22 protein-coding genes and 1 tRNA gene are annotated in these 21,875 nt (G+C 64.9%); 3 read left to right on the top strand and 20 right to left on the bottom strand.

Annotation, left to right across the window (positions count from 1 at the left end; all coding sequences use genetic code 11):
- Positions 1 to 18 precede the first annotated feature (18 nt).
- From BM075_RS00410 to BM075_RS00420, 3 genes are read right to left on the bottom strand one after another with little or no spacing between them, the layout of a single operon-like run.
- Positions 19 to 1,491 carry a carboxypeptidase M32 gene (locus BM075_RS00410; protein ID WP_093358383.1) on the bottom strand — a complete coding sequence of 491 codons (1,473 nt, stop codon included), beginning with the start codon at positions 1,489 to 1,491 and terminating at the stop codon, positions 19 to 21.
- Between the two features lie 4 nt (positions 1,492 to 1,495).
- Positions 1,496 to 2,650 carry a heme A synthase gene (gene ctaA / locus BM075_RS00415; RefSeq protein WP_093358385.1) on the bottom strand — a complete coding sequence of 385 codons (1,155 nt, stop codon included), beginning with the start codon at positions 2,648 to 2,650 and terminating at the stop codon, positions 1,496 to 1,498.
- 18 nt (positions 2,651 to 2,668) lie between these two features.
- Positions 2,669 to 3,409: an RNA methyltransferase gene (locus tag BM075_RS00420; RefSeq protein WP_093358387.1), complete on the bottom strand. Its 741-nt coding sequence runs from the start codon at positions 3,407 to 3,409 to the stop codon at positions 2,669 to 2,671.
- 130 nt (positions 3,410 to 3,539) lie between these two features.
- On the opposite strand from BM075_RS00420, the gene BM075_RS00425 reads away from it, so the two are divergent.
- Positions 3,540 to 4,157, top strand: coding sequence for a thiamine phosphate synthase (locus BM075_RS00425; RefSeq protein ID WP_093358389.1), 618 nt, complete (start codon positions 3,540 to 3,542; stop codon positions 4,155 to 4,157).
- A 36-nt stretch (positions 4,158 to 4,193) separates the two neighbouring features.
- Here BM075_RS00425 and olsA read toward each other — a convergent pair whose 3' ends face one another.
- From olsA to BM075_RS00440, 3 genes are all read right to left on the bottom strand, one after another.
- The gene (gene olsA, locus BM075_RS00430) at positions 4,194 to 5,051 is read right to left on the bottom strand and encodes a lyso-ornithine lipid O-acyltransferase (RefSeq protein WP_093358391.1); all 858 of its coding nucleotides are present in this window, start codon (positions 5,049 to 5,051) and stop codon (positions 4,194 to 4,196) included.
- The gene (olsB, locus tag BM075_RS00435; RefSeq protein ID WP_093359365.1) at positions 5,048 to 5,824 is read right to left on the bottom strand and encodes an L-ornithine N(alpha)-acyltransferase; all 777 of its coding nucleotides are present in this window, start codon (positions 5,822 to 5,824) and stop codon (positions 5,048 to 5,050) included. The genes olsA and olsB overlap by 4 nt, the downstream gene beginning before the upstream one ends.
- A 194-nt stretch (positions 5,825 to 6,018) precedes the next feature.
- Complete coding sequence (locus tag BM075_RS00440) at positions 6,019 to 6,198, bottom strand: DUF3553 domain-containing protein (protein WP_093358393.1); 180 nt, start codon at positions 6,196 to 6,198, stop codon at positions 6,019 to 6,021.
- Positions 6,199 to 6,227: 29 nt separating this feature from the next.
- On the opposite strand from BM075_RS00440, the gene BM075_RS00445 reads away from it, so the two are divergent.
- Positions 6,228 to 6,842: a histidine phosphotransferase family protein gene (locus tag BM075_RS00445; protein WP_093358395.1), complete on the top strand. Its 615-nt coding sequence runs from the start codon at positions 6,228 to 6,230 to the stop codon at positions 6,840 to 6,842.
- A 3-nt stretch (positions 6,843 to 6,845) separates the two neighbouring features.
- Here BM075_RS00445 and BM075_RS00450 read toward each other — a convergent pair whose 3' ends face one another.
- The 7 genes from BM075_RS00450 to BM075_RS00485 all read right to left on the bottom strand — a co-directional run bounded on the left by BM075_RS00450 (position 6,846) and on the right by BM075_RS00485 (position 13,553).
- Positions 6,846 to 8,099, bottom strand: coding sequence for a glutamate-5-semialdehyde dehydrogenase (locus tag BM075_RS00450; protein WP_093358397.1), 1,254 nt, complete (start codon positions 8,097 to 8,099; stop codon positions 6,846 to 6,848).
- Positions 8,100 to 8,157: 58 nt separating this feature from the next.
- Positions 8,158 to 9,273: a glutamate 5-kinase gene (gene proB / locus BM075_RS00455; protein ID WP_093359366.1), complete on the bottom strand. Its 1,116-nt coding sequence runs from the start codon at positions 9,271 to 9,273 to the stop codon at positions 8,158 to 8,160.
- A complete protein-coding gene (gene obgE, locus BM075_RS00460; RefSeq protein ID WP_093358399.1) occupies positions 9,273 to 10,322 on the bottom strand; it encodes a GTPase ObgE in 1,050 nt (349 codons plus the stop codon). Before obgE ends, proB begins: the two co-directional genes overlap by 1 nt.
- 151 nt (positions 10,323 to 10,473) lie before the next feature.
- The gene (locus BM075_RS00465; RefSeq protein WP_093358401.1) at positions 10,474 to 11,019 is read right to left on the bottom strand and encodes a GNAT family N-acetyltransferase; all 546 of its coding nucleotides are present in this window, start codon (positions 11,017 to 11,019) and stop codon (positions 10,474 to 10,476) included.
- A gap of 477 nt (positions 11,020 to 11,496) precedes the next feature.
- Positions 11,497 to 11,766 carry a 50S ribosomal protein L27 gene (gene rpmA / locus BM075_RS00475; RefSeq protein ID WP_093358406.1) on the bottom strand — a complete coding sequence of 90 codons (270 nt, stop codon included), beginning with the start codon at positions 11,764 to 11,766 and terminating at the stop codon, positions 11,497 to 11,499.
- Between the two features lie 21 nt (positions 11,767 to 11,787).
- Positions 11,788 to 12,414 carry a 50S ribosomal protein L21 gene (locus BM075_RS00480; protein WP_093358408.1) on the bottom strand — a complete coding sequence of 209 codons (627 nt, stop codon included), beginning with the start codon at positions 12,412 to 12,414 and terminating at the stop codon, positions 11,788 to 11,790.
- A gap of 272 nt (positions 12,415 to 12,686) precedes the next feature.
- Positions 12,687 to 13,553, bottom strand: coding sequence for a DUF2059 domain-containing protein (locus tag BM075_RS00485; protein WP_177208202.1), 867 nt, complete (start codon positions 13,551 to 13,553; stop codon positions 12,687 to 12,689).
- Positions 13,554 to 13,720: 167 nt separating this feature from the next.
- Here BM075_RS00485 and BM075_RS00490 point away from each other — a divergent pair.
- Positions 13,721 to 13,810: transfer RNA gene (locus tag BM075_RS00490), tRNA-Ser, on the top strand.
- A 26-nt stretch (positions 13,811 to 13,836) separates the two neighbouring features.
- On the opposite strand, the gene BM075_RS00495 is transcribed toward BM075_RS00490, so the two are convergent.
- From BM075_RS00495 to BM075_RS00520, 7 genes are all read right to left on the bottom strand, one after another.
- On the bottom strand, positions 13,837 to 15,198 hold the full coding sequence (locus BM075_RS00495) for a sigma-54-dependent transcriptional regulator (protein ID WP_093358412.1): 1,362 nt from the start codon (positions 15,196 to 15,198) through the stop codon (positions 13,837 to 13,839).
- A 14-nt stretch (positions 15,199 to 15,212) separates the two neighbouring features.
- The gene (locus BM075_RS24950) at positions 15,213 to 15,338 is read right to left on the bottom strand and encodes a hypothetical protein (protein ID WP_281244911.1); all 126 of its coding nucleotides are present in this window, start codon (positions 15,336 to 15,338) and stop codon (positions 15,213 to 15,215) included.
- Between the two features lie 7 nt (positions 15,339 to 15,345).
- Positions 15,346 to 16,620 (bottom strand): c-type cytochrome, encoded by a 1,275-nt coding sequence (locus BM075_RS00500; RefSeq protein WP_425445180.1) that lies wholly within the window; start codon positions 16,618 to 16,620, stop codon positions 15,346 to 15,348.
- A 1-nt stretch (position 16,621) separates the two neighbouring features.
- Positions 16,622 to 17,857, bottom strand: coding sequence for a formate dehydrogenase subunit gamma (locus BM075_RS00505; RefSeq protein ID WP_093359368.1), 1,236 nt, complete (start codon positions 17,855 to 17,857; stop codon positions 16,622 to 16,624).
- Positions 17,858 to 17,981: 124 nt separating this feature from the next.
- Positions 17,982 to 18,575 carry a formate dehydrogenase FDH3 subunit beta gene (gene fdh3B / locus BM075_RS00510; protein WP_093358414.1) on the bottom strand — a complete coding sequence of 198 codons (594 nt, stop codon included), beginning with the start codon at positions 18,573 to 18,575 and terminating at the stop codon, positions 17,982 to 17,984.
- An 11-nt stretch (positions 18,576 to 18,586) separates the two neighbouring features.
- Positions 18,587 to 21,559, bottom strand: a complete 2,973-nt coding sequence (locus BM075_RS00515; RefSeq protein WP_093358415.1) for a formate dehydrogenase subunit alpha — start codon at positions 21,557 to 21,559, stop codon at positions 18,587 to 18,589.
- A gap of 113 nt (positions 21,560 to 21,672) precedes the next feature.
- Entirely contained in the window at positions 21,673 to 21,864 is a 192-nt protein-coding gene (locus tag BM075_RS00520; protein WP_093358417.1) for a twin-arginine translocation signal domain-containing protein, read from the bottom strand.
- Between the last annotated feature and the right edge of the window lie 11 nt (positions 21,865 to 21,875).

Below are 21,875 nucleotides of genomic sequence, written 5' to 3' on the forward strand. Positions count from 1 at the left end.
CAGCAGGCGTTCCGGCGGTCAAAGTCCGTATAGGGCGCCGAACTTTCGCTCGAGGTAGGAAAGGAGCGGCTCCGGCGAAATGGGCGCGCCGGACGCCAATTCCACCAAATCACGGGGCAGATACCGGGAGCCATGTTTTTGAACGCGCTCCCGCAGCCAACCAGTCGCCGGCGTGGCGTCCCCCTCCGCCATCGCCGCGGCCCATCCGGGAACCCCGTCCTGCATCGCCGCGAACAGGCAGCCGGCATACACGTTGCCGAGCGTGTAGGTGGGAAAGTAGCCGAACAGCCCTACCGCCCAGTGTACGTCCTGCAGGACACCATTCGACGGACGATCCACCGCAACGCCGAAATCGGCGGCGAAGCGGCTGTTCCACGCCTCTTCCAGGTCCGCCACCTCCAGCGCGCCACGAACAAGGTCCCGTTCCAGATCGAACCTCAGGAGGATGTGCAGGTTGTAGTGCACCTCGTCCGCTTCCGTCCGGATATAGCCGCTCTCGACAGCGTTGAGTGCGGCGTAGAAGGCATCGGCGTCCGCCACCCCGATATCGCCATAGGTCTCGCGCAGCTTTGCGAAGAGCCAGCCAGCGAAGGCCCGGCCGCGGGCGAGCTGGTTCTCGTAGATGCGGCTCTGGCTCTCGTGCACGCCCATCGACGCGCCCGTTCCGAGCGGGGTCAGCAGGTAGGCACGGTCCACGTTCTGCTCGTAGCTGCCATGACCAACCTCGTGGATCGTGGAATAGAGGCAGTCGAAGGGATTCTCCGGATCGGTCCGCGTGGTGATCCGCGAGTCCAGCCCCTGGCCAGAGGAAAACGGGTGCACGGCCCGGTCGATCCGTCCGTGGGCGAAGTTGTAGCCGAAGACGCGGGCGCAATCGGCGGCAAGGCGCATCTGCGTCGCCTCATCGAACCGACCGGACAGCTTCGGGGGCGTGCGGTCGCTGCCCAGTATCCTTTCCCTCAGGGCAACCAGGCGGGGGCGTAGCGCGTCGAAGATCCGGCTCAGCGACGCTCCGGTTTCACCAGGCTCATAATCGTCGAGCAGCGCATCGTAGAGGTCCGTTCCCTCCGCAAGCGCTGCCGCCTCATGCCGGCGAAGGTTCAGCACCTCCGTCAACGTCGGGGCGAAGGCGGCGAAGTCATCCGCGGCACGGGTCTCGGCCCAGATCCCCTGCGCGAGGCTCGTGGTCCGGGCGATTGCGGCGGCAAGGTCCGCAGGCACCCGCGTGGCCCGCTCATGCTCCCGCCGCAATTCGCGCACGTGCGCCTGCTGAACCTCGTCCGCCGGCTCCGCTCGGTTGAGCCAGTCGCCGACCCGCGGGTCCGTGCGGCGCGCGTGGAGCACCTTTTCCATCGCCGCCATCTCTTCGGCCCGCTGCGCCGCCGCACCGCGGGGCATGACGGTCTCCTGATCCCAGCCGAGCCGGCCGAGCACCTGCTTCAGGGCCTCGGTCTCCCGGGCGTGGGCCATAAGGTCATCGTATGCAGACATCCGGTCAGAGCCCCTCACGTACGGAGCTTGCCACCGGATAGCCCGCGAGGAACCGCGCCCGAAGGATCAGCACCCAAAGCACGACGGCTATGAGCTGGTGCGTTATGGCGACGTGCCACTGTGCCTGGGTCAGCACCGCAACAATCCCCAGGACGATCTGGCCAAAGGTGAACACCAGCATCCAGTCAAAGGCACGGCGGGTCCGGCGATGGGCGGAGCGGCGGCTGCGCGCCCAGACAACAATGGAGAAGGCGAAGACGAGATATCCCCAGGTCCGGTGAAGAAATTGCACCAACCCTTCATTTTCGAAGAAATTTCTCCAAAGCGGTTCAATACCCAACGGGTCGGGCGGAAGAAACCCTCCCGCAATGAGAGGCCAGGTCGGGTACGCCCGTCCGGCGTCGGTGCCGGCGACAAGTGCCCCGATCAAAATCTGAAGGAACGCTGCATGCAGCAGCCCGGTCGATAGTCCCCAAAGGCGCGTTTCCTTTTGGCGTCGCGCCTGCATGAGGTCCCGTTCGGGGCGCGATAGCCTCAGGACGTACCAGCAGATCACACCGAGAATGACAAAGGCCAGGCCCAAGTGGATCGCCAATCGATAGGGAGCGACATCCAGAGCGTCACCGTCGAGGCCGCTGGAAACCATCCACCACCCGATGGCACCCTGAACACCCCCCAACACGCCCGGAAGCGCCAGACGTCCGGTCCATCCCGCCGGGATTTTCCGCATCGCGAGAAAGCCGAGGAAGCCTGCCGCCCATACCAGCCCTACCGCGCGCCCGAGTTGCCGATGCCCCCACTCCCACCAGTAAATGGATTTGAACTCGGCCAGGGTCATCTGACTGTTCTGGAGCTGATACTCCGGGATCTTCTGGTACTTCTCGAACTCCGCCGCCCAAGCCGCTTCGGACATTGGAGGAATCGCCCCGGTCACCGGTTTCCATTCGGTGATCGACAGCCCGGAATCGGTGAGTCGCGTCAGCCCTCCGACCACAATCATTGCCACCACCATCGCGAAGAGCACCATGAGCCAGACCCGAATGGCCCGTCGTGCGCCGCTGCGGGCGCGGTCGATCAAACCAGTCTGCGCCACGGGGTCCCGGGATACCTTGGGCTTGTCTTCCCCCACCTCTTCGAAAATGCTGCGCTTGGCGGCCATGTCCTTTTCTCCAGTGGCTCAGGGGTCGGGTCGGTCGGTCTCGGACGGCATCTGCGGCCGGGTCAACTGGCGCAGCATGCCGTGAAAAATCTGCACGTCCGCTCGGCTCAATGCCAGCCGGGACAGCATGTTGCGCACGACAAGGCGCATCCCAGGCGCCTTCTCGGGCGGAAAGAAGAACCCGGCGCGGGTGAGCTTCTCGTCGAAATGCTCCGCGAGCTTCTCGACCTCGATGGCCTTGGCCCGCTCGGTGTCTTCTACGCGCGCCGGCGCGGCAGTCTGGCGGCCCCATTCATAGGCCATCAGCAGCACACATTGCGCGAGATTGAGCGAGAAAAACGCCGGGTTGACCGGGACGGTGACGATGGCGTTCGCGCGGGCAACGTCCTCGTTTTCCAGTCCGGCGCGCTCCGGTCCGAACAGAACGCCAACCTTGCCGCCAGCCTTAGTCACGGCGCGGGCTTCGGCCATGGCCTCCTCCGGCGACACGACCGGCTTGGTAATTCCGCGCCCTCGCGCCGTGGTGGCATAGACGTGCGTGCAGTCGCCAATAGCTTCCGCGACGCTATCGAAATGACCGGCGTTGTCCAGCAGCCGCCCGGCCCCGCTCGCCAGTGCCACCGCCCTCGGGTTCGGCCAGCCGTCGCGCGGCTCCACCAGGCGCATCCGGTCCAGTCCGAAATTCCACATCGCCCGCGCCGCTCCGCCGATGTTTTCGCCCATCTGCGGACGTACGAGGATGAAGGTGGGCTGGGACATAGGCATTCGGTCTGGTTTCAGGTCCCGGCCCTGATACGCCGCGTACGCCCCGTCTTCAAGCGACCATGGCACAGCCGGAGAAAGGGCGCTAAGACAGGCGGCGAAACAGGACGAGACCCCGGAGCGACGGATGGCCGACAAAGAGCAGCCGCAAATCTACCTCATCACGCCGCCGGAGGTGCATCTGTCCACCTTTCCCGATATTCTGGCCCGTGTGCTCGACGCGCGGGAGGTCGCCTGCGTGCGGCTCGCTCTGGCCGGCCATGACGAGGACCGGATCGCGCGCGCCGCAGACGCCTGCCGTGCCGTGACCCACGCGCGCGACGTGGCCATTGTCATCGACACGCACCTGAGACTGGTTACGCCGCACGGCCTCGACGGGGTTCACCTTGACGGGGCGCGCGGCATTCGGGACGCGAGGAAGGAGTTGGGCGAGGACGCCATTGTCGGCAGTTTTTGCGGCACCTCGCGCCATGAGGGGCTGAACGCTGGCGAAGCGGGCGCGGACTACGTGTCGTTCGGTCCGGTGACGGCAACCGCGCTGGGCGACGGCTCGGTCGCCGACCCGGACCTCTTCGCCTGGTGGTCCCAGATGATCGAACTGCCCGTGGTGGCCGAGGGCGGCCTTACGCCCGATCTCGTCGGCAGCCTGGCGCCGGTCACGGACTTTTTCGGCATCGGCGCGGAAATCTGGTCGGCGGACGACCCGGTGCTTGCCCTGGCCGACCTGATGGCGGCCGTCAGTTGAGCATTTCGTTGTGCTGTTGACCCAAGGTCGCCGGTGTCACGGAAGGCTGGACGGGCCCGGCGTCGGTGGCAGTGCGTCCATCACACCGGCGCGCACAATATCCTCGCATTGGGCGGCCAGTGCCTTGCGCCCGCGAGCCCCGTCGACCGGCACGGACGCGTGATAGATCACGTCGACCGACCCCTGCCGTCTTGCCGCGAGAACCTTCAGCAAGTGCGGCCCGAAATCCATGTCGCCCCACCACGCATAGAACCTCGGGTCTTCACCCGCCGGAGGCCGGTAGATCACGCTCACCGGCTGGACGCTTAGATCGGAGTTCATGTCGGAATCGAAGAACGCCTGAAAGAGCGTTGATTTAAATGATAGAACGCGACGTCCGTCCGTACTGGTGCCTTCCGGGAAGAAGAGCAGCCGGTGCCCCGCGGCCAGACGCTCGGCAAAGAGTGTGCTGTGCGCCTTGGCCTCCTTGCGGTCCCGATTGATGAAGACGGTGCCCGTCGCTCGCGCCAGCCACCCGATTCCGGGCCAGCCAGCCACCTCTGCCTTCGAGACGAAATAGACCCTGTCGCCCGCGTTCAGGGTAAAAATATCCAGCCAGCTCGCATGGTTGGCGACCACCACGCATCGGCCCTTGGCGGGCGCGCCCCGAACATTTCGGCGGATCCCCATCAGAACGAACGCCGAGAGACAGACGAATCGCGTGATCCAGGGCGTCACCGGGCGGCGGAGGCCGAAGAGCGGCCGCTCCACCACGCGCAGGAGCAGCATCAAGCCCAGACAGCCGAAGACCACCACGCCCAGCGGCACCCCGCGACGCAAGACCCGAAACCAGGCACGAGCAGACAGCGGCCCCGGTCCCTCCGGCAAGTCATCCGACTGCCAGGTCGGAGTCATCCCTGCCCGCCGGTGTAAAGCGCCCGCTGCTTGGCAGTGAGGCGTTCGGTGTCCATGACCAGGCAGACGTCGGTGGTATTGAACGCGTGATCGATGAACGCGCCGTCGCCCACGTAGCCACCCAGGCGCAGGTAGCCCTTGATAAGGGCCGGGATCGCGCGGACGGCCGCCGGCCGGTCGACCACGTCTTCGGGCAAGATATCCATCGAAACATAGTGGTCGGTGAGCGCCCGCACCCGCAACTCCGGCGGGGCCAGGTGGGAATGATGAAGCCGGGACAGCGGCTGCGCCAGTGCCTGCACGTCCGTTCCGTGGAAGCTCGCGACGCCGAACAGGATCTCGATGTCGCGTTCGACCGCGTAGCGGCCAAGGCCGTTCCAGAGGAGGAACATCGCGTTGCCCCCGCGGTAATCCGGGTGAATGCAGGAGCGCCCGAGTTCCAGCAGCCGCCGGTTCGATGCGATGAGCGGTGAAAGATCGTACTCCCCGGCGCAATAGAAGCCACCCGCCGCCGCAGCCCGATCCCCCGGCATCAAACGGTAGACCCCGACCACGTGATCCAGCGCGGCGGCGTCCCGACGCCGATCCACCAGAACCAGCTGGTCGTAATAGGGATCGAACCGGTCGCGCTCCAACCGTTCGCCGTGGTCCACCAGCGCGCCGTCACCGCCGAGTTCCTCGACAAAAACAGCGTACCGCAGTCGTTGCGCGGCCAGCCGATCCTGATCGGTTTCGGCGAGGCGAATCTGAAGGAAAGAGTCTTCGGGGGTCATGCTCGGGCGGCGCGTCATCCTTGCGTCATGGCGCACGGTCTAGGGGCTTCCCGCCGCCTTGGCAACCGTCGGCGTCGCCGATCTCGGGTCGCCGGGCTCCCCATATAAAGCGAATTGAATCTGGTGAAGACGGGATTAGGTTTGCCGCTCGCTTGTCAGCGTTCCGTAAAGGTTGGCATACCCCGGTTGCAAGTTCAGTCAAGGTCCGAAAGCAGCATGATAACACGCCCGTCGAGCACCACCTTGCCGGCATGTTCGAAGTTCACCGTAATCCGATGCCCGATATGGGACTGTACCTGGCCGAGCCCCCAGTCCGGCTGGTCGGGGTGGCGCACCAGGTCGCCCGGCGCGAGAAAAGGATTGAGGTTTTCCATACCGTCCATTCCGTCAGGAAAGTGTGCCCATGTCCAGTGACCCGTCCCGCAACACCGTCGACATTCCGGCGCTCATCGGGTCCCGCATCTGCCACGATCTAATTAGCCCCATAGGCGCCATCGGCAACGGCATCGAACTACTGACAATGTCGGGCGCATCCGTCGGGCCGGAGCTGTCGCTGATATCTGAAAGCGTCGCCAACGCGAACGCGCGCATCCGTTATTACCGTCTCGCCTTCGGCCAGTCCGGGCAGGATCAGGCCACTAGCCGAACCGAAGTCCAGTCGATCCTTCGGGACCTCTATGGCGGCTCACGGCTTCGGATCGACTGGACCTTGTCCGTGGATTGCGGCCGCATGGAGGCCAAGGCGGCGCTGCTGGCCGTGCAGTGCATGGAAACGGCCATGCCTTTCGGCGGGCGCCTGGAGGTCAGCCGAAGCGATGGCCAATGGCGGATCGTCGGCGAGGCTCCGAAGCTGCGCGTCGATCCGGAAACATGGGCAATTCTGGAAGGGGATGCCGCCGCCGTTGTAGAGCTGACCCCCGCACTGGTGCATTTTGCGCTGCTGCCGGAAACGGTCGCCGACCTGGGCCGGACGTTGAGCGTCACGCGCAGCGACGAAAAAATCGTCCTGACCTACTGACGGTCAGGGGCGGAGAGTTCCATCGCCTTCGACGAGATACTTGAAACTCGTGAGTTGCTCGGCTCCGACCGGACCGCGGGCGTGCATCTTGCCGGTGGCAATCCCGATCTCCGCCCCCATTCCGAACTCGCCACCATCGGCGAATTGGGTCGAGGCGTTGCGCATCAGAATGGCGCTGTCGAGCCGCTGGAAAAAGCGCGCCGCTGCTGCGTCATCTTCCGTCAGGATCGCCTCGGTATGGCTTGAGCCATACTGACGGATATGCGCGATAGCTTCGTCAATATCGTCAACGACTTTCGCGGCGATCTTCATGTCGAGGAACTCGGTGCCGAAATCCGACTCGGCCGCTTCCATGGTTCCCTTCAACCCGCGTGCTCGAACCTCGACGCCCGCTGCCATTAGATCGTCCACGATCTGCTGGCCAAGAGTGTCCGCGATGTCGCGGTGCACAAGGAGGCATTCGGCAGAGCCGCAGATTCCGGTGCGTCGCGTCTTGGCGTTCAACACGACCGCACGGGCCTTGTCGGGGTCAGCAGCCTTGTCGACGTAGACGTGGCAGATGCCCTCCAAGTGCGCAAATACCGGCACCCGCGCCTCGCGCTGAACCAGCCCCACGAGGCCCTTGCCACCCCGGGGCACGATGACGTCGATGGTGCCTGTCATGTGGAGCATTTCCGTGACGGCGGCGCGATCCCGGGTGGGCACCCGCTGGATGGCGGCTTCGGGCAAACCGGCGGCCTTCAATCCGTCTACCAGGCAAGAATGGATTGCGCTGGACGAATGGAAGCTTTCCGAGCCCCCGCGCAGGATCACCGCGTTGCCGGCCTTCAGGCATAGTGCGCCCGCGTCCGCCGTTACGTTGGGCCGGCTTTCGTAAATGACGCCCACAACGCCCAGAGGCGTCCGGACGCGGCGGATGTGGAGCCCTGAGGGCATGTCCCACTCCGAGATGGTCTCCCCCACAGGGTCCTTTTGCTCCGCAACCGTGCGCAGCCCGTCGACAATGCCGCGGATCCGATCCTCGTCGAGCATGAGCCGGTCCATCATCGCATCGGTGAGACCCTTTTCACGGCCATACGCCAGATCCTTTTGGTTCGACGCGATAATCTCCTCCCTGCGGGACCAGACCGCGTCCGCCGCGGCGACAAGGGCAGTTTGCTTGCTTTCAGAACTGGCAAAGGCCAGCTCGGCTGCGGCGTCGCGGGCGGCGGCGCCGATCTCGGCCATGAGGGCGGGAATGTCGGTTTGATCTTTCATGGCGTGGCCTTCGGCGGAAAGGGCGGAATGGGTATTTGAGCCAACAAGAAGCGGCAGGTCAGAGCGCCATATCATCCCGGTGGATGAGAGCGGCGCGGCCGGGATAGCCCAGAATGACCTCGATGTCACCGGATCTGTGTCCTGCAATGGCGCGGGCTTCGGCCGAGGTGTAGCGGCAGAGCCCCTGCCCCAGCCGGCCGTCGGGACCGAGGATCGTGACTGGCTCGCCACGTCCGAAACGGCCCGACACCGCGGTGACACCGGCAGGAAGCAGCGATCGGCCGCTTGTCAACGCCCGTGCGGCGCCGGCATCGACGGTGACCTCTCCACGAGGTTTCATGCTGGCGATCCAGCGCTTTCGCGCCGTTTGCGGGTCGCCCTCTGTGAGAAACCATGTGCAATTCGCGCCGTCCTGGAGCGCCCGCAGTGGACGGTGGACGGAGCCTTCGGTGATCGCCAAGGCGCAGCCGGCCTTTGTCGCCGTCTTGGCGGCCATGAGTTTCGTCTTCATCCCGCCGCGGGACAGCCCGGACGCGGCGTCGCCAGCCTGGGCCTCAATCTCCGCCGTGATGTGCTCGACCACCTCGTAGCGACGGGCGGAGGCATCCTCTGTCGGGTTGGCGGAGTAGAACCCGTCCACGTCGGAGAGCAGCACGAGTTGGTCGGCGCCCACCGTCACCGCGATCTGCGCAGCCAGGCGGTCATTGTCGCCAAAACGGATCTCATCTGTGGCGATTGTGTCGTTTTCGTTGACAATAGGGACGACACCGAAGCCCAGAAGCGTCTCCAGGGTGGCGCGGGTATTCAGGTAGCGGCGGCGGTCTTCGGAATCCTCAAGGGTCACGAGGACTTGCGCGGCAGTTATGCCGTGGGGCGCCAGCGCGGTCTGGTAGGCGCGGGCGAGGCCGATCTGGCCCACGGCGGCCGCGGCCTGGGATTGCTCCAGCGGAAGCGGCCCCGTTCCGAGACCGAGTGTGGCCCGCCCGAGCGCAATGGAGCCGGAGGATACGAGGATCACACCGGCACCGCGCGCCCGCGTATCGGCCACATCCTGCGCGAGACCCGTCAGCCACTCTTCGCGAAGCGAACCTGTAGTGCGGTCGACGAGCAGGGCGGAACCGATCTTCACAACCAACCGGCTCGCATCCGCAAGTGCCGGGCGACGGCGTTCCATCAGGGCCTCCACGGGCCGGTCTCCGTCTCGTCGGGAGCCTCCTCAGCACGTTCCGCCCGCCGTGCCGCATCCACCTCCGAGCGGAGCGCGCGCAGCACCGGGACGAGGCCTTCGCGGCTGACGCCGGACATCGGGTAAACACGCCCTCCGCTGGCCTCTTCCAGCGCGGCGAGACGTTCCGCGCGCTCGTCGTCGTCGAGCGCGTCGATCTTGTTCAGCGCCGTGATCCGCGGCTTGTCGGCGAGGTGACCGCCGTAGGCTTCCAACTCGTCGATAATCGTACGGTAGTCGTCCGCCACATCCTCCGACGTTCCGTCGACCAGATGCAGCAACACGGCGCACCGTTCCACGTGACCGAGGAAACGGTCGCCGATGCCCCTGCCCTCATGGGCGCCCTCGATCAGACCCGGAATGTCCGCAACCACGAACTCCGTGTTGTCCACCCCCACGACGCCGAGGTTCGGGTGCAGCGTGGTGAACGGATAATCCGCGATCTTGGGCCGGGCGTTGGACGTCGCGGCAAGGAAGGTCGATTTGCCGGCGTTGGGAAGGCCCAGAAGACCGGCATCCGCGATCAGCTTCAACCTGAGCCACAACGTGCGCTCGATGCCGGGCTGGCCCGAATTGGCGCGGCGCGGGGCCTGGTTGGTCGAACTCTTGAAATGCAGGTTACCGAAACCGCCGTTCCCGCCACGGGCGAGCACGACCTGGTCGCCCACGTTCGCCAGATCCGCGATCACGGTTTCCTCGTCCTCGTCGAGGATCTCCGTGCCCGCTGGGACCCGCAGCACAATGTCGTTGCCATCAGCACCGGTCCGTTGCTTGCCCATCCCGGGCTGGCCGTTCTTGGCGAAGAAATGCTGCTGGTACCGGAAGTCGATCAGCGTGTTCAGCCCATCGACCGCCTCGGCGATGACGTCGCCGCCCCGCCCACCGTTGCCGCCGTCCGGGCCACCGAACTCGATATACTTCTCGCGGCGGAAGGACACGGCACCGCCGCCGCCGCTGCCGGAGCGAATGTAGACCTTGGCGAGATCGAGGAACTTCATGATGGGGCTCGGAAATTAGGACAGATCAGGCGATAGTCCGAAACGCCCGCGGGCTCAAGCCGCCAGCGGGCGTTTCGCGGAGGTCTAACTGAGATCTCGCCGGTGGCCCCAGGGTCAGTGGCTGACCGAACACCTGTTCCGAAACAGAGGCTTATCTCATCTTCTTCAGATAGGTCCAAGTCGGGATATTCCCCCCGCGCGCGACCGAATACGCCTCGGCATCGCCGAGGTATTCGAATCCGGCATTGGTCAGGATGCGCGCGGAGAACGGATTGTCCTGAAAGACCTCGGCAAAGACGGTATCGGAATCCTGCGGGTTGGCCGCGAGAAGCGCGCTGACGGCTTCGGACGCGAGCCCAGTGTGCCACATGACGGGCGCCACCCAATACCCGATTTCGGACTTGCGCGGTGCATCCTCCATGCGTGTCAGGCTGACGACCCCGACCAGTTCGCCAAGTCCGGCCGCCGTGCCGTCCATGGCCCAGACGTCTTCCCTGCGATCCTCGGCGTGGCTGCGGGCGATAAATGCCTCTGCGGCCCCTGGCGGCAGCGGATGTGCGATGGAGCGCGTATATCGCGCCACGCGCTCGTCTCCCGCATACAATTCCAGAAGCCCCTTGTCGGATTTCTGCAAAGGCCGAAGAACGACCCGCTCAGACGGGACAACCGACTGGCCAGTGATGTGGTGCAACTTCATGACGTTTCCCCTCCTCCCGGGAAGCGCTACTCGCTCCTCTCCGCGACACGCAGTGGTCCCGACCCCTCCCCGGGTCCACGACGCAGCAGCGGATAGTACGGATATGCATAAAAAATGGTCATCAGTACGGCAGCCTGCAAGGCTACCGACGTTGTCGCGGCAAAGACAACATCGCTACCTGCAGCCACAAGCAATGAGATAGCCCGAAACAGCAATCCGGGAACCCCGGTCGCAATCGCATCGGGCTGCAGGCGCACCTGGCCGAGGCGGAACGCCGCCAGGCTGATGGTCGCAGCGGCTGTCCAAAACGCGGCATCGGCGCGCGGTCGGACGGCTCCGGACCATCGGGTCCGGCCAACGTGACGATCAATGGTCTGAAAGGGGAGACGTCTCATGTCTTTCCTTCCTTGAAGAATCGGCGGGGGGACCGGCGCTCTTGCCGATCCCCCCACCACGGATTTTTTACCCGATTTCGGCTTACTCGGCGGCCTCCGCGACCGGGAGAACCGAAATGAACGTGCGGCCCTTGAGGCCCTTGTGGAACTTCACGGCGCCTTCAACGGTGGCGAAGATCGTGTGATCCTTGCCTTGGCCAACGCCCTCGCCCGGCCACCACTTGTTGCCACGCTGACGGACGATGATGTTGCCGGGCGCGACGGCTTCGCCGCCGAATTTCTTCACGCCAAGGCGACGGCCAATGGAGTCGCGACCGTTACGGGATGAACCGCCTGCTTTCTTGTGTGCCATATCGCTAGTCTCCTATCTCTCTCAGCCCTGAGCCAACTCTTTGGCCTGATCGACCCAGCCTTCGCGCTCGATGCGCCCTTTGAACGACAGCTTTTCGTTCATCTCGGCGATATCGGCCTCGGTCCAGGCGGCGATCTGCGCAAAGCTGGTGACACCGGCATCGTGCAGTTTCTTCTCCAGCGCCGGGCCAACGCCCGAAAGCTTCTTCAGGTCGTCCGCTTTCGCCTCGGCGGCAGGCGCTTCTGCCTTGGCGGAGGCCTTCGGAGCGGGCTCAGCGGCTGCCACCGCAACACCGCCCACGGACCCGGCACCCACCGCAACCTTGACGCCGGTGGAATCGGCACCCGATTCCAGAATGTCGGTGATCCGCAGAACGGTCAGCTGCTGCCGATGGCCCTTGGTCCGCTTGGAGCCATGCTTACGGCGGCGTTTGACGAAGTGAATGGTCTTCACGCCCTTGATCTGGTCAAGCACCTCGGCCTGAACGGCCGCGCCGTCGACCAGCGGTGCGCCCACGGTGGAGCCGACCATCAGAACGTCATTGAATTGAACGGTTTCGCCGGCAGTTGCCGCCAGCTTTTCGACGCGCAGCACATCGCCCGATTGAACGCGATATTGCTTGCCGCCGGTCTTGAGGACCGCAAACATGGGTCATTCCTTTGCTCTCGACGCGTCTCTGCGGCCCCCTCTCGGGTGTTCTCGCCGGTGGCCCGGCGCCTCGGACAGCGCGCCCTTGCGGGCTTCGTTTCTCATGCCTGGCACGTGGAATCCCCGGCCAGAGTGCGCGATATGATCGACTCCGCCCAATCTGTCAAGACTTTGCGCCTTCCGGTCAGCGCGACCCTGCACAATGTATCGTGCACGGCCCACCTATCCAATAGGTTCGCATGTACCATCTACTGTGCGGGGTTCAATGTCCCCTACAGATCCTCGCCAGCCATGAAGCGGGCCGCGGAGAGGCCGAGTTCGTAGGACAGGGTGCGGAACATTTCGCCGAAGGCGGTGAAGAGATTGGCGTTCAATTGCCTCCCGGGCTCGCTTGCGCAAAGCTCGACATAGGCGCGCAGGTCCTCTTCCGACAGCGGCTGATAGGCGAGCGCGAGGTAGGAGAAGACCCACGTGTCCGTCTTGCTTCGGATGGCGCCTTCCTGTGCCCAGACGTCCCGCACCATGTCGTCCTCGCCCATCGGCCGGTCGAAGGCCCCGGCGGCGTTCAGCCCGGAGTAGAAGGCGTAGTTGGCATTCAACGCGCCTGTGACATTCATCTCGACCAGGTCGTTGACCGTGGCGAAATCCTCCAGCAGTTCGAGGCGCCCGTCGCCGTCTGCGCGCATCCGGTCCAGCATCACGGCACTTGCCTCCTCCACGGCAGGGTCCATCATCGCACGGCGGGCTCCGATCTCCAGTTCCACGATCTCCTGCCCGCGGCTCGAGGTGAAGAATTCCGTCAACTCGGTCATCTCGGCGGGGTCAAGATCTGAGCCTAGGCCCTCCTGTACGATCGTCGTCATCCGGCCGGTGTCGTAGATCTCCCCGACCATCTCCAACCAATCCGCACCGCCCCGGCCGGGGAACATGTCCCGTTCCAGATCAGCGGCATAGCCGATCCCCTCCTGCCGTATAAGGTCCACCAACGCGTCGATACGGAGGGCACGCATCAGCGGCTCCGCACCAGCGGGCACCTCTTCGACGGCCGCTGATGGCTCTTCCGTCGCCTGAGCGACGGACGGTGGGGTGGCCAAACAGGCGACAAGGGCGAGGGCAACGAGGAACGGACGCGTGAACATGACCTGTCTCCGGGACTTTGGACCACGCTGTCGCCGATCCGGCGCCATTGCAAGCCCCACGGACTGACAAGGCAGGAAGCGCAGGGAAATCCGTGGCGTGCGGGCGAAAAACACTTGCGCCGGACTTTCGCAGCAACTACACCGCGCCCACCCTGATCACGGGACGCGGAGAGGTGCCGGAGTGGTCGAACGGGGCGGTCTCGAAAACCGTTGTGGGGGTGACCCCACCCAGGGTTCGAATCCCTGTCTCTCCGCCATTTCCCCACTAATGCGCTTGAAGATGCTACAACCCCCAGGCGGCCATCTTACGGTCGATTGTCTTGCGAGAGACGCCGAGCCGCCGTGCGGCCTCAGCGCGGTTGCCGGCACATTGGTCGAGAACGTGCAGGATGTGTCGCTTGGTCACAAGGTCGAGGTTCTCGATGGCTTCCGGTGCGGTGACGGCGCTGCTGCCGGCAAACTCCTCCGGGAATTCTCCAAGGATCACGGACCGTTCGATCAGGTTCTTCAACTCCCGAACGTTCCCAGGCCAATCGTAGCGGCGCAGTTTCAGCAGCGTGTCCTCGTTCAGCTCCAGCGAGGCCATCCCGAGCGTGTTCGAAAACTGCTCCATGAACTGCGCGGCGAGTTCGACAATATCCTCCGACCGGTCGCGTAAAGGCGGCATCTTGATCGTGAAGACGTTGATCCGGTGGTACAGGTCCACCCGGAACCTGCCCTCCGTCACGGCCTGATGCAGGTCGGCGTTGGTTGCGAACAGAAAGCGCAGGTCCAGCGGGATTTCCCGCTCTGCCCCGACGGGCCGGATCTTTTTGTCATCCAGCACGCGCAGCAGGGCCGCCTGCAACTGGTCGGGCATTTGGGCCACTTCGTCGAGGAACAAGGTGCCGCCGTCGGCCAGCATGAAGAGCCCGGGCTTGAGCCGTCCGCTCTCCTCGATCACGCCAAACAGTTCCGCAGCGATGCGGTCCGGGTCGAGCACGGCGCAGTTCACGGCGACGAACGGTGCCTCGGACCGGTCCGACATCTCGTGCAGATGCTCGGCCGCGAGCTCCTTGCCGGTTCCGCTGGCGCCGAGGAACAGCACCGGGGTCGGCAGCGGCGCCAAGCGCTTCAGCATGGAGAGAACCGAGGCCAGCGCCTCAGACGTTCCCAGCAGCTTGCCACGGGCCGTACGCGCGTAAAGCTCCCGCCGCAGCAACGCGTTCTCGCGACGCAGGTGCTTGCGGTCCAGCGTGCGTTCGATGGCACCGAGGATCTGGTTTGCGCGGAAGGGTTTCAGCACGAAGTCGCCTATGCCCGCGCGCAGGGCGGCGATGGCGGTTTCGAGGTCCGCATAGGCCGTGATCAGGATCACGTCGCCGAAGAATCCCTTTCGCCGCTGGTCGTTGATCCAGTCCAGCCCCTTCATCCCGGGCATGACGTTGTCCAGGATCAGGACATCGAAATGGCCGACGTCCAGCTTCGCCGTTGCCTCCAGCGGAGATCCCGCCTGTTCCACGCACTTGACGCGGGGGCCGAGCACCTTGGTCAGGAAGTTACGCATTCCCGGCTCGTCGTCGATTACCAGCACGGAGGCACCGGACAGGTTGCCGCCGTAGTCCTCCGCCGAACTCACCACCGTGCGCTGTGTTGCCGCCGTCATGCGCAGACCGTCTCCTATTCCAGCCGCACGTTGGGGCTGGAATAGACTGCCTGCGAGGAGAACCCGGCATGGTTCAGCCCGTACCAGGCGCCGATCGCGATCAGGATGGCGGCCGTAAAGCCTGCAAGCATCGCCTTCATGTTTCGCTCAGTCTCCCTTCGTCGCCGTCTCAAGATACTTGATCAGGTCTTCCCTGTCGCCGGCCCCAGCGATCACCTGCATCGGCATCTTGGACCCTGGAATGTAGTGGTCTGGCCCCTGATCGAAAAGCCGATCGACCGTTTCCGCCGTCCAGACAATGTCCGACCCGGTGAGTGTGTCCGAATAGCTGTAGTCGGGCACCGTCCCCGCCGCGCGCCCGAAAAGACCGTGCAGCGTCGGCCCCGCCTTGCGCGAAGGGCCCGGTGAAAGCGCGTGGCATATGGAGCATTTTCGTACGAACTGGCGCTCGCCGTTTGGCATGCTGTCGGCGTTGCGCAAAAAGGTGCGGTCGTTCCCCATCTCCGGATCGAAGCTGTCCAGAAGGCCCACCGGCCAGGAATAGACGACGTCTTCCAAACCGCCGGCGTGGAGCACCGAGCCATCCGGCGAAAAGGCCAGTGCCCAGACCGGCCCCTGCCGGGTTGCGCGAAAGTCCTGAACGATCCGCCACTCGGCGGTGTCGAGCACCATGATGTAGCCGTGACCGTCTCCCACGGCGATGCGGCCGGTTTGGGCGTTGTAGGCCATTGCCAGCACCGGCCGCCGGTCCAGTGTGAAATCCGCAATCTGCGCGCCGGATTCGGCATCGATGACACGTGTGCCGCCATCCACGGCGCCATAGGCCACCCACCCCTCTCCGACGATCAGGCAGTTCACGCCGAACCCGTGCCGGGCCAGCGGTGCCGGGGTACCGCCCGCCAAGTCGTACCGCAAAACGAGGCCGGCAGACGTGCTGGCGTACAGATGCTCGCCGCCGGGATCGAAGGCCACGTCGTTGACGCCTGCCCCGGGCGGGGGCAGCGTTTGCGCCGCGCTGCCATCGAGAGGCCAAAGCCGGATGGTGCCATCCCAACTTCCACTGGCGACTAGATCGCCGTTCGGTGAAACAGCGACCCCGGCAACCTTTCCCTGGTGCTGCCCCAGCAGTCGGGGCGCCCTGCCCCAGAGTCGTACGGCGAAATCATCCCCGCCTGTCACGAGCTCGCCATTCGGCCCGAAGGCAATTGCGGTCACGGCCGCTTCATGCCCCTCCAGCCACACCGGCGTGCCGCCCGCCCACAGGCCCACGGAGTTATCGAAGCTAGCGCTCGCAACTTCGCCGTCCGGCGACACGGCGATCCCCATGATCGGCCCGCCATGCCCCTTCAACGTTTCGAACTCCTGCGCGGACAGATCCCCTGCCAAGGCCGCTGCGAGGAATGTCAGCACGTAGCGCAACACCCTATTCCGCCGGGTGCGCGGTCCCGTCTCGCGCCTTCACCTTCTTGAGCCAAAGGGAATGGTGCTCCCGGGCCCACTGCTCCTCGACGTAGCCTGTGCCCATGGCATCGAACGCGCCCTCCATGCCGAGCGTGCCGATGTAGATATGGCCGATGATCATCGCCATGAAGAGAAATCCGAAGGCGGCGTGGACGATCTGGGTGTACTGCATCTCCTCCTGCGGGGTGAGTGGCACCGGCAGGTCATTGAAGCCCGCCCAGGACAGCACGCCAAGGCCGTTGATCCAGGCGAAGACATCATCGAAGACCAGCACCCGGAATGGCAGCAACAGGCTCAGACCCGTCGCCACGGCGCCAATCGACATGAGCATGACGGACCAAAAGATGATCTTCTGCCCCGCGTTGAACTTGCCCGCCGGCGGGTGGACGGAATCGTCGAACAATCCGCCCATCTGACGGAGCCAGCGCAGATCGTTCATGTTCGGGATGTTGAACCGCACCCATTTGAAGAAGATCAGCACGACGCCCAGCATGAATGCGAAGCTGATGCTGTTGTGGATGAGCTTCGACCAATGTGCAAAATCGGCATGTGCCTCCTTGCCCATCACGTCGATGAGGTACGGCCGCCCATACATCGAGACAAGTCCGGTGATCGCCAGCATCACGAAGGACCCGGCGGTCAGCCAATGGGCAAATCGGTCGATGCTGCCAAAGCGCAGGATCTTGCGCCCGGTCTTCTCGCCCACAATCGGCACGCGCCCGCGGATGAGGTAGAATACGGCCAGAACGCCGATCATCCCAAGAAGCAGCCAGCCGCCCCATTTCGCAATGACATCCTCGCGAAACTCCAGCCACCACATGCCACCGTCCTGGATCAGGACATTTGTCGCCGGCCCACGGCTGGTGGCGTCCGTGCTGGCTTCGTCGTAACGCAGCGCCCGCCACATCTCCGCGTCCGACACGCCGCCGAGCGTGCCGAGCTGCCCCGTGATGGCGGCGGCATTGGCGGGGTCGCCCGTGGCCGTCCTGCGGAACGTGTCGTCGATCTGCTGGCCGCGCTGACGCGCCATGATGTCTTCGCGGGTCTGCGCTCCGCCGGTTTCCTGCCGCGCCGCCACCAGAGCCGCCTCGTCCAGGCCGTCCCGATCTGCCGTCAGCGGCGTCAGGATGAGCATCGCGAGGACGATAAGGACGATCAGTGCGAGGAACGCGCCGAAGCCGGATTTTCGAGTGCCCATCGTGTCTTTCTCGGTTGTCCGCAGATGGCCCATGACGATCCGGCACATCCCTGGGCCAAAGGTCTAGGGACGCGCCGGCAATTGGAGGCACCCGGGGCGAGGCTCCCCGGATGCCAGAGCGGCCTCAGCCGCCCTTCTGGTCGTAGGCGGTGCCCCAGCCCCAGGCACCCGAGCCGAACCCGCGCGCCACCACGCGTTCGCGATAGGTCGCGGAAACGACGTCGCCGTCGCCCGCAAGAAGCGCCTTGGTCGAGCACATTTCGGCGCAGAGCGGCAGCTTGCCCTCGGCGATCCGGTTGCGCCCGTATTTCGAGAACTCCGCGTTGGAGAAGGTCTCTTCCGGTCCGCCGGCGCAGAAGGTGCATTTGTCCATCTTGCCGCGCGATCCGAAGTTGCCCGCCTGCGGGTACTGCGGCGCGCCGAAGGGACAGGCGTAGAAGCAGTAGCCGCAGCCGATGCACAGGTCCTTGGAGTGCAGAACGATCCCGTCCTCACTCTGATAGAAGCAGTCCACCGGGCAGACGGCCATGCAGGGCGCGTCCGAGCAGTGCATGCATGCCACCGAGATGGACCGTTCCCCCGGCTGGCCATCCTGGATGGTCACGACCCTCCGGCGGTTGATGCCCCAGGGAACTTCGTTCTCGTTCTTGCAGGCGGTGACGCAGGCATTGCACTCGATGCAGCGCTCGGCGTCGCAGAGAAATTTTGCTCTACCCATTCTCTATCTCCTTACGCTGGCATGATCTTGCAGAGGGTCGCCTTGGTCTCCTGCATCTGGGTGACCGAGTCGTAGCCGTAGGTCTGCGCCGTGTTGGTCGATTCCCCAAGCACATAGGGGTCCGCCCCGTCGGGATACTTGGCCCTCAGGTCTTCGCCCTGGAAGTGGCCGCCAAAGTGGAACGGCATGAACGCCACCCCCGCCGCGACCCGCGGCGTCACCATGGCCATCACCTTGACCTTGCCGCCCTCGGGCCCCTCGACCCAGACCTGCGCGCCGTCGCGCACGCCGAGGTTGTTGGCGTCCCGCGGGTTGATCTCGATGAACATGTCCTGCTGGAGTTCCGCCAGCCAGGGGTTCGACCGGGTCTCGTCGCCGCCGCCCTCGTATTCGACAAGGCGGCCGGAGGTCAGGATGATCGGATAATCCTTCGAGAAGTCGTTCTTCTGGATGGAGGCGTAAAGCGTCGGCACCCGCCAGAACTTCTTGTCCTCGTAGGTCGGGTAATCCTCCACCAGATCCCGCCGGCTCGTGTAGAGCGGCTCGCGGTGGATCGGCACCGGGTCCGGGAAAGTCCAGACCACGGCGCGCGCCTTGGCGTTACCGTACGGGGCGCAGCCGTGCTTGATCGCGACCCGCTGGATGCCGCCCGAGAGGTCGGTCTTCCAGTTCACGCCGCCGACCTTCTCGATGTAGTCCGACGGAATTTCCCCCTGCTGGGAGGTCTCGCCGACCTCCTCGCCCATGCCGGGCCGCTGATCCGCGAACCCGGAGACCCATTCGATCATCCGCCGTTCGTAGGGGGTCAGATCCTTGTCCCAGCCGAGGTCCACGAGCATCTGCATCGTGAACTCCGGATAACCGTCCGGAATCTCCGAGCCCACTGGAGCAACGCCGTCGGCCAGAAGGTTGTCGCCCTCGTGCTCGACACCGAACCGCGCACGGAATCCCATGCCGCCCTCCGCCACCGGAAGCGAAACGTCATAGAGGTTGGCGGACCCCGGGTGGTTCATCTCAGCCGTCCCCCAGGACGGCCATGGCAATCCGTAGTAGTCGCCGTCGGCCGGCCCGCCATTCGCCCGGAGGGTCGTCCGGTCGAACGTGTGCTGGTTTTCCATGTGCATCTTCAGCCGCTCCGGGCTCTGCCCGGTGTAGCCGATGGTCCACATGCCCCGGTTGAATTCGCGGGTGATGTCCTCGATGTTCGGCTCGTCATCGCCATCCATCTCGATGTGGCGGAAAAGCCGATCCTCGAAGCCGAACTTGCGCGCGAACTTCGCCATGATCACGTGGTCCGGCAGGCTCTCGAAAAGCGGCGCGACCACTTGCTCGCGCCATTGCAGCGAACGGTTGGAGGCCGTGACCGAGCCGCGCGTCTCGAACTGCGTCGCCGCGGGAAGCAGGTAGACGCCGTCGGTCCGATCGTGCAGCACCGCCGAGACCGTCGGATACGGGTCGACCACGACCAGAAGGTCGAGCTTCTCCATGGCGGTCTTCATCTCGACCATGCGGGTCTGCGAGTTCGGCGCATGACCCCAGAGCACCATGGCACGCGTATTGTCGGGCTGATCCAGGTTCTCCTTGTCCTCCAGCACGCCGTCGATCCACCGGCTCACGGGAATTCCGTTGAGGTTCATCATCTTCTCGTCGCCGAAGGTCGCGTCCGAGAACCGGCCCTTGAGCCAGTCGAGATCTTCGTCCCAAACCCGCGCCCAATGGGCCCAGGAACCGTCCGACAGGCCGTAGTAGCCGGGCAGCGTGTCCGCGAGAACGCCGAGGTCGGTCGCCCCCTGCACATTGTCGTGGCCGCGGAAGATGTTGGTTCCACCGCCAGCGACACCCATGTTGCCGAGCGCGAGTTGCAAGATGCAGTACGCGCGGGTGTTGTTGTTTCCGTTGGTGTGCTGCGTGCCGCCCATGCACCAGATGACCGTGCCCGGGCGGTTGTTGGCCAGGGTCCGCGCGACGCGGTTGAGCTGGCTGCCCGGCACGCCGGTGACACGTTCCACCTCTTCGGGCGTCCAGGCGGCCACCTCCTCGCGGATCTGGTCCATCCCCCAGACCCGGGTGCGGATGAACTGCTTGTCCTCCCAACCGTTCTCGAAGATGTGCCAGAGAATGCCCCAGACCAGCGCCACGTCGCTGCCGGGGCGGAACTGCACGTATTCGTCGGCATGGGCCGCAGTCCGGGTGAACCGGGGATCGCAGACGATCAGTGGCGCGTTGTTCTGTTCCTTGGCGCGCAGGACATGCAGCAGCGAAACCGGGTGCGCCTCCGCCGGGTTACCCCCGATGATGAAGATCGCTCGGGAATTGTGAATGTCGTTGTAGGAGTTCGTCATGGCGCCGTAGCCCCATGTATTCGCGACGCCGGCAACGGTGGTGGAGTGGCAGATGCGTGCCTGGTGGTCCACATTGTTCGTGCCCCAGTAGGCGGCGAACTTGCGGAACAGGTACGCCTGTTCGTTGCTATGCTTCGCGGACCCGAGCCAGTAGACGCTATCCGGGCCGCTCTCGTCCCGGATGGCCAGCATCTGGTCGCCGATCTCGTTGATCGCCTGGTCCCAGGAAATGCGCGTCCACTCGCCGCCGACCTTCTTCATCGGGTACTTTAGCCGGCGCTCCCCGTGCGCATGTTCGCGCACCGACGCCCCCTTGGCGCAATGGGAGCCGAGGTTGAACGGACTGTCCCAACCGGGCTCCTGCCCGATCCAGACGCCGTCCGCCACTTCGGCAAGAACGGTACAGCCGACGGAACAATGGGTGCAGATGGACTTCTTGATCTCCACCGCCTTCTGCGTGGCGGTCTGGGCCGTGGCCTGGGTGACGGTGCCGCCCGTCGCCGCTATTGCCGACAGTCCTCCGATCGCCAATCCCGAGCCGCGCAGAAAGGCACGGCGATCGACAGAGGCGTTCGCAGCCTCGGCCAGGAGGGTGGTCCGTTGGCCGCGTCTGGCGACCCCGTTGGTCTTCTTCCTCAGCATCGCTTCACTCCCTTGCTTGCACGAGTCCCTGCCGCGCTCGCTTGGTTTTTCGGTTATGGCTCGATCATCCGGGCATCACGCCACGGGACGCGGGCCGATTTGGCCACGTCCGGTCAGAACCGGGCGCTGCTGTAGTAGGCGCGCGCGTGGGCGGTGTCCTGCAGACAGTCGGCTTTCACATCGGCATCGGCTGCCTGGGCCTCTGCCCCGCCGGCCGCAACTGCGACAGCCGCTGCCGGCGCCGCGGTTCCCGCCAGCTTCAGAAAATCGCGGCGGCTCGTGGCCTCCTTGGGCGTGCTTGTCATCCTGGGGTCCT

The sequence above is a fragment of the Tropicimonas isoalkanivorans genome (assembly GCF_900112335.1).
GTDB lineage: Bacteria > Pseudomonadota > Alphaproteobacteria > Rhodobacterales > Rhodobacteraceae > Tropicimonas > Tropicimonas isoalkanivorans.